Source organism: Bacteroides cellulosilyticus DSM 14838 (genome assembly GCF_000158035.1).
In the GTDB taxonomy this organism is placed as follows: Bacteria; Bacteroidota; Bacteroidia; order Bacteroidales; family Bacteroidaceae; genus Bacteroides; species Bacteroides cellulosilyticus.
On the sequence record NZ_EQ973491.1, the window covers coordinates 1,112,628 to 1,120,355 of the forward strand.

The 7,728-nt window shown below is 41.2% G+C and carries 5 protein-coding genes; all 5 read left to right on the forward strand.

Annotation, left to right across the window (positions count from 1 at the left end; translation table 11 throughout):
• Positions 1-103 precede the first annotated feature (103 nt).
• Entirely contained in the window at positions 104-2,647 is a 2,544-nt protein-coding gene (locus BACCELL_RS16500) for a thiol protease/hemagglutinin PrtT (RefSeq protein ID WP_044154067.1), read from the forward strand.
• Positions 2,648-2,890: 243 nt separating this feature from the next.
• Positions 2,891-4,738: a thiol protease/hemagglutinin PrtT gene (locus BACCELL_RS16505; protein WP_007213074.1), complete on the forward strand. Its 1,848-nt coding sequence runs from the start codon at positions 2,891-2,893 to the stop codon at positions 4,736-4,738.
• Positions 4,735-5,277 carry a putative periplasmic lipoprotein gene (locus BACCELL_RS16510; RefSeq protein WP_007213075.1) on the forward strand — a complete coding sequence of 181 codons (543 nt, stop codon included), beginning with the start codon at positions 4,735-4,737 and terminating at the stop codon, positions 5,275-5,277. Before BACCELL_RS16505 ends, BACCELL_RS16510 begins: the two co-directional genes overlap by 4 nt.
• A gap of 40 nt (positions 5,278-5,317) precedes the next feature.
• Positions 5,318-6,577, forward strand: coding sequence for a GTPase HflX (hflX, locus tag BACCELL_RS16515; RefSeq protein ID WP_007213076.1), 1,260 nt, complete (start codon positions 5,318-5,320; stop codon positions 6,575-6,577).
• A 17-nt stretch (positions 6,578-6,594) separates the two neighbouring features.
• Positions 6,595-7,728 (forward strand): DUF4954 family protein (locus tag BACCELL_RS16520; protein ID WP_007213077.1); only part of this gene is annotated, 1,134 nt, incomplete at its 3' end.

Consider the following 7,728-nt stretch of genomic DNA (forward strand, 5'->3'; position numbering starts at 1 on the left):
TTTTTTTATTAGTTTGTAAAATAGTAGTGGAAAATATTTGTAAAGTATTAGATTTCTGTAACTTTGCATCTCCCTTACTTAATTATTCTAATAAATGATGCCTATGAAGAAATTACTACTTCTGTCTTTAGTCCTTTTGTGTAGCTTAACTGCATGGACTGCTCAACGCTCTCCGGAAGAAGCTTTATCTATAGCCCGAACTTTCTTTATACAGTCATCTGAGGCTGTAACCCGTAATACTGGTGATATTCAGTTGGTGGCAGTTTCCAATGATTTGCTAAAATCTGTATCTACCCGTAGTGTGGAAGGAACAGCTTTTTATGTTTATAACCATGGACAGTCTGCCTATGTGATTGTTTCGGGTGATGACCGCATGAAACCTGTATTGGGATATTCTGATAGAGGTGCTTTTGTAATAAACAACTTACCTCCTAATATACAAAGTTGGCTGGAAAGTTATAATGCTGTATATACGGCTTTGGCCGGTGGTGAACAAGTGATAAAAGAGCCTCGACTGCTGACGCGTGCCGTTTTTCCAGAAACTGTAGCTCCTATGTTGGGCGATATCAATTGGAATCAGGATGCACCTTATAATAATGCTTGTCCGTTAGTACAAGGAAGCCGGAGTATGACCGGTTGTGTAGCCACAGCTATGGCGATGATTCTGAAATATCACAATTTCCCTGTAAAAGGCAAAGGCACTCATTCTTATAAGACTTCATCAGGACTTGAATGTTCCTTTGATTATGGAAGCACCACCTTCAGTTGGAATGAAATGCGATCTCAATATGTCGGTGGCAACTATACTACTGAAGAGGCAAATGCAGTTGCAGAATTGATGCATGCCTGTGGTGTTGCTGTTGATATGGAATACTCTCCTTCCAGTTCCGGAGCTTACCCCTTTAAAGTGGGACAAGCTTTGATCGATTATTTCGGCTATGATGAGAATCTGGGGTACGTATGTCGTCAATATTTCACTTCTGAGGAGTGGATGAATATGATTAAGACAGAGCTCAGTGAGAGGCGTCCCGTACTTTATAATGGAGCATCCAAAGATGTAGGACACGAATTTGTTTTCGATGGTTACGATTCTCAGGATATGGTTCATGTGAACTGGGGCTGGGGTGGTTTAAATAATGGCTATTTTGAAGTTGTTTCCTTGGATCCGTCATCTCCGGGAATTGGTGGAGGCACAAATCTTGGAGGAGGTTTCATCTATCAACAAGGGATGCTTATCGGGTTGCAGCCTCCTATAGCATCATCGAATTATACTTCTCATTTTCATCTTGCAAAATTAGAGGTTAGTAAAGAAGAAGTTTCTAAGGGAGAAAAATTTGATCTTACGGTTACTGATATGTATAATATGAGTACGACTTTTAAGAACGGTCATTTGGGATTCATTGCAGAGAAAGATAGTAAACAATATGTTTTATGGAGTGCATCCTTAGGAAATGTAAAGACTAATTGGGGAACCCAAGGGCAGACTTTCTCAAATATCACAATTCCCAACGATTTGGCTGATGGAACTTATACATTGTATTTAGCAACGAAAGATGTGCGTGAAGCCTCTTGGAGCCGTGTACGTGGTGATTATGGTTCGGAATCCCAGTTTACACTTATTGTTGCCGGCAATAAATATACTCTTACCCCATTTACGGGTAACTTGATATTGCAGAAAGATTTGGATGGAAGTGTAGAAGTCTTGCATAATCTATATAGTGGTCGTAAAGGTGATTTCAAATTATTACTTTCCAATAAGAGTGCAACAAGTGAATTTTATGGTTTAGCAGGCGTAATGTTTCTCACTACAGATGAAAAACCGCAGATCATAAGTCTAACCGGGTATACTCAGTTAGAACTTAAACCAGGTGTGGATAATAAAGAAATAATTATTTCCGGAAATTTAGTTTCTAATCTAACAGAGACGTCTACTAATATTCCTGTCGGAGATTATTATATTTGTCCAGGTGTGCAATGGGGGGAATATGTATATGGTATCGGTGAGGAACTGTTGGCCGTCACTGTTAATAGAACATACGGAACCTCTAATCTAGTGGTAGACAATGCACACTTGGAGAAAAATCAGCTTCAAGTAGGAGAAAAACTTAGGCTGATGGCAGACTTATCACTAAGTGGAACTGGCAATGTATATGACAAAACTTTGATGGCAGCGATTTTCACTGTAGGTCAAAGCTCAACCTCTAATTTGCATTATGTAGACGTTTTTATAGAAAAAGATCAACTTTTTGAATTGAAGATGGAGATAGATCTACAAATAGAAGAGGGTAATTATAGCGTTAGTTTATATAAGCCGGAGTTGTTGGGAGGATATAATGGGAATAACCCACTGTGCAGTTTCAAATTCTCTGTAGGACCGGCTACTGGTGTTGAAGATGAAGTTATTAATACGAATGGGATAATTATCTACCAACAACCTGTAGAGGATATTCTGTCTATTCGTACGACTAATATTGCTAAGATAATTTCTGTCTATAATTTATCCGGACAACAGATGATACAGCAAAAAGAGTTCGGAGATAAAAAAGAATATTCCATACCAGTAAGAGGGTTGACCGCAGGTTACTATATTGTAGTATTACAGTCGGCTGATGGTAAGGTATACAAGAGCAAATTTATGAAACGTTAGACTATATATATTTATAGTACTGGAACGAGGCTATTCTATTAACTTAGGATGGCCTTGTTTTTTCTATTCTAATGAACGATTTTCGCTTTAAAACGTTCATTTGCGATAGGATCATCAAAAAAAAGTATTCAAAATCATCTGACGAACCATATATTTCAGTAATTTTGTCTTTCTAATGAACAACAAGATAGTGATTTGTATCATTCGTTGAGGTGCTACTAAAAACAACTAACCCCTGACTATATGAGGTGTACACTACTCTTTCTATTTATTCTTCTTGCAAATCGGCTTCTTGCTGATAATGTAACAGCAGAGCAAGCTCATGCTTTAGCTACCGATTTCTTTAAAACGAATGTTCAAACCCGTAGTACTGCTGCGTCACCACAGTTACAATTAGTTTGGGATGGGGAAGATGCGAATACCCGTAGTGCAGGGAATCTTCCGGCTTTCTATGTTTTTAATAGTACCGACCAGAAAGGTTTTGTTATTATTGCCGGAGATGATGTGGTTATGCCTGTACTAGGTTATTCTTTCACAAACAGCTTTGTGGTAGACGGGATGCCTTCTAATCTGAAAAGTTGGATGAATGGGCTGAAAGAACAGATCAACGAGGCAAGAGAGACGGGACTGAATACTTCTGATGTTGTATATGAAGCGTGGAGCGGGGTGTCGGATATGACAACCGGAGATGTGGTAAAGCAGTATCAAACGGCGGAGTGGGATCAAGAGAGTCCTTATAATACGCTTTGTCCTAAAATAGAAGGCATCCAGACTGTTACAGGGTGTGTGGCAACGGCTATATCCATATTGATGCGATATCATCAATGGCCGAATGCAGGAACGGGTACTCTTCCAGCTTATAGTTATGAGGCGCTAGTTAGTGGAGCTAAAATTCACCAAAATGTATCGGGGAGAACTTTGGGACATACTTATGCTTGGAACGATATGCCACTTCAATATGATCGGAATTCATCCGAGATTTCTAAAAATGAAGTTGCAACTTTGATGTACGACTGTGGTGTTATGGCTCAATCACAATTTAATATCGCTTCTGCCGGTGGAACCGGTGCCTCTACATTGACAGCAGTTCATGGATTGGCAGAGTATATGAATTACAATAAAAGCATGTTGTGTCTTCGTCGTGAATGGTATTCGGATGCAGAGTGGATACAAATGCTGGAAAATGAAATAATGACAGTAGGCCCTGTGCTTTACGGTGGAGCTACTCTTAGTAATGAAGGACATCAATTCATATTGGATGGATATACAACGGAGGATTATTTTAGAGTAAATTGGGGGTGGAGTGGCTATAGCAATGGTTATTTCCTGATTTCAGCTTTGAATCCGAATAATCAGGGAGCAGGTGGTAGTACTGGCGGTGGCTTTGTCGCGAATCAAGACGCTTTGTTCGGGCTAAAGCCGGCGGAGGGAAATTCAAGCTATCAAACATTATTGGCCATGCTTGCTGGGAAATCTCAAGATGGGACTTATTATTCCGGCTTGGAAACCTCTGAAACTCAATTTAATGTAAATTCTTCCTTTATTGTGAAGTGCGGCTTCCTCTGGAATTTGGGATTAGACTCGTTCTCGGGAAAAGTAGCTTTGGCTATGGTTGATAAGAACCTGAATATAAGAGAATTTATATCAAGAATTTCGGATATTCCAAGTATGCAGACATATTATACAGTGTCCTTTGCTCCTTCCTGTAGAATCTCATTGACTCCACAACCCGGTGATCGTATTGTTGCAGTCTATAAAGGAACAAATGATGCCGAATGGAAAGTGGTTCGTGGTGGTCCTGATACCACGAATGAGATTATTGTTAAGGCTGATCCTACTTCAATTATAGAGACGAAGCAAGAAATACAATTTACTGCTTTCTGTGATAAGCAACAGGAAACCGTGGTTGTTCATTTGCCGGAGAATTCCCACAGGTTGAATCTATATGATGTAAACGGGCGTCTGTTGAAACAAATATTGTCTGAAGGAAAAGAAACTATAACTTTCTCTTGCCGGGAATATCCTACGGGAGTGTATCTTTTGCAGGCTGTAACGGACAAGGGAATCCATCAATGTAAGTTTTTAAAATGAAAAAGAGAATTAATATTGTAATAGCAACCTTACTTATACTATTGGCGGGTTGCCGTTCTGCGAAAAAGGAAACAATGGTCACCTCTGATATGCAAAAGATAGAAATGAATTCTGGAGTAATTACTCCACAGTTGACAGGTGGTAATCCGGCCTCTACCTCTCCGGTGGTTTATATTTATAAAACCAAGGCTGATTATTCACACCAGGTACCGGTGATGATGGATGAGGCTCGTACCCGCATTTTGTCCTATCCTGCGCCTGGGGATTTGAAAATGGGGGATGGGTTACGTCTGCCTACTCTTTTGAATAAGGGATACTTACTGGATAATAAGGGAATAGGTCCTAATGTGGCTTTTCTTACCTATACGTATGAAGAGTATAGCCAGTTGCCCACAGCGCCTTCCATGACCGATCTGATGTCGCATATTCTTGATAAGTATCCTTTACTGGAAATTCGTGCATGCGGTCGCCGTGCTGATTATAAAGATATTGTTATAGAATTAAATGAGAAAATAGCAGAAGGATTTCTGCAAAAATAATTATATTTGTCGCCCAATATATAATAAATAGGTATAGTAAATGAAAGAATTTGTAATCTCCGAAGTACAGGCAGAAACGGCGGTATTGGTTGGTCTCATCACAAAAACACAGGATGAGCGTAAGACAAACGAATATCTCGATGAACTGGAATTCTTGGCTGAGACAGCCGGGGCGGAAGTAGTGAAACGATTTACCCAGAAGCTGGACCAGGCACATTCTGTGACCTACGTCGGCAAAGGTAAACTGGAAGAAATTAAAGAATATATTCGGAACGAAGAGGAAGCCGAACGGGAAATCGGTATGGTGATTTTCGACGATGAACTCTCCGCGAAACAGATACGTAACATTGAAGCTGAGTTGAAGATCAAGATATTGGATCGCACCTCGCTTATTCTTGATATTTTTGCCATGCGTGCACAGACAGCCAATGCAAAGACGCAGGTGGAACTGGCACAGTATAAATACATGCTTCCCCGTCTGCAACGTTTGTGGACCCACTTGGAACGCCAGGGTGGTGGTTCCGGTGCCGGTGGCGGTAAAGGTTCGGTGGGACTTCGCGGTCCGGGTGAAACGCAGTTGGAAATGGACCGTCGTATTATCCTGAACCGTATGTCATTACTGAAAGAACGTCTGGCAGAGATTGATAAGCAGAAGTCAACTCAGCGAAAGAACCGTGGGCGTATGATACGTGCGGCATTAGTGGGATATACCAATGTGGGCAAATCCACATTGATGAACCTGCTTGCCAAGAGCGAAGTATTTGCAGAAAATAAACTGTTTGCAACATTGGATACTACAGTGCGCAAGGTGATTATTGATAATCTACCGTTCCTGCTTTCAGATACGGTTGGTTTCATCCGTAAGTTGCCTACTGACCTAGTGGACTCTTTCAAGTCGACACTGGACGAAGTGCGCGAGGCAGATCTGCTGTTGCACATTGTGGATATTTCACATCCGGATTTTGAAGAACAGATAGAAGTAGTCAACAAAACATTGGCGGATATCGGTGCATCCGGTAAGCCAATCATACTTGTATTCAATAAAATAGACGCTTACACCTATGTGGAGAAAGCGGCTGACGACCTTACCCCCAGAACAAAGGAAAACTTGACACTCGAGGAACTGATGAAGACTTGGATGGCAAAGATGGAGGATAATTGCCTCTTTATCTCTGCCCGTGAGAAGATCAATTTGGAGGAACTGAAGAGTGTAGTTTATGCACGCGTGAAAGAACTGCATGTACAGAAATACCCTTATAACGATTTTCTTTATCAGACCTACGAAGAAGAGGAAGAATAAACTAAAATTTGTTGGTCATGAATTACAGACATTTAACCGAAGACGAAGTACTCCGGTTGAAAAGCCAGTCGTGTCTGGCGGATGATTGGGGGAAAGTAATGGTAGCAGAAGACTTTGTTACCGAGTTTGTACATCACACCCGTTTCTCGGGAGATGTACGTTTAGGCGTATTTCAATCAGAGTTCACATTGCCGGGTGGAATTAAAAAACATTCCGGTTTGCGTCATGTAACACTCCACAATGTCACGGTGGGGGATAACTGTTGCATTGAGAACATTCAGAACTACATTGCTAATTATGAGATCGGGCATGACACATTCATTGAGAATGTAGACATCATCCTGGTGGACGGATTGAGTAAATTCGGTAATGGGGTAGAAGTATCCGTACTGAATGAAACCGGTGGGCGTGAAGTACTTATCAATGATAAACTTTCTGCGCATCAGGCTTATATCCTGGCGCTTTACCGCCACCGTCCGGAATTGATTTGCCGGATGAAGTCTATAACAGACTTCTACTCCAATAAGCATGCCTCTTCGGTAGGTACTATCGGCAATCATGTGATGATACTCAATACAGGTTCTATCAAGAATGTACGTATCGGAGACTATTGTCATATCTGCGGAACTTGTCGTCTTTATAATGGTAGCATTAATAGTAATGCGGAAGCACCGGTACACCTTGGTCATGGAGTTATTTGTGATGATTTTATCATCTCTTCCGGTTCACATATAGACGATGGAGCTATGCTGAGCCGTTGCTTTATAGGCCAGGCCTGTCGTTTGGGACATAATTATTCTGCGTCCGAATCGCTTTTCTTCAGCAATTGTCAGGGAGAGAATGGCGAGGCATGCGCTATCTTTGCCGGACCGTTCACGGTGACGCATCATAAGTCCACTTTACTGATTGCCGGTATGTTTTCATTCATGAATGCCGGTTCGGGTTCCAACCAGAGTAATCACATGTATAAGTTAGGCCCTATCCATCAGGGAACATTGGAACGTGGTGCTAAAACTACTTCCGATTCCTATATTCTTTGGCCCGCCCGTGTAGGCGCTTTTTCATTGGTAATGGGCCGCCATGTGAATCATTCCGATACTTCTAACCTGCCTTTCTCCTATCTGATAGAGCAGAACAATACTACTTATCTT

What these genes read in the sequence shown, in the direction of transcription:
- BACCELL_RS16500 (WP_044154067.1), top strand. Translation starts at nt 104, where the DNA reads ATGAAGAAATTACTACTTCTGTCTTTAGTCCTTTTGTGTAGCTTAACT.
- BACCELL_RS16505 (WP_007213074.1), top strand. Translation starts at nt 2,891, where the DNA reads ATGAGGTGTACACTACTCTTTCTATTTATTCTTCTTGCAAATCGGCTT.
- BACCELL_RS16510 (WP_007213075.1), top strand. Translation starts at nt 4,735, where the DNA reads ATGAAAAAGAGAATTAATATTGTAATAGCAACCTTACTTATACTATTG.
- hflX (WP_007213076.1), top strand. Translation starts at nt 5,318, where the DNA reads ATGAAAGAATTTGTAATCTCCGAAGTACAGGCAGAAACGGCGGTATTG.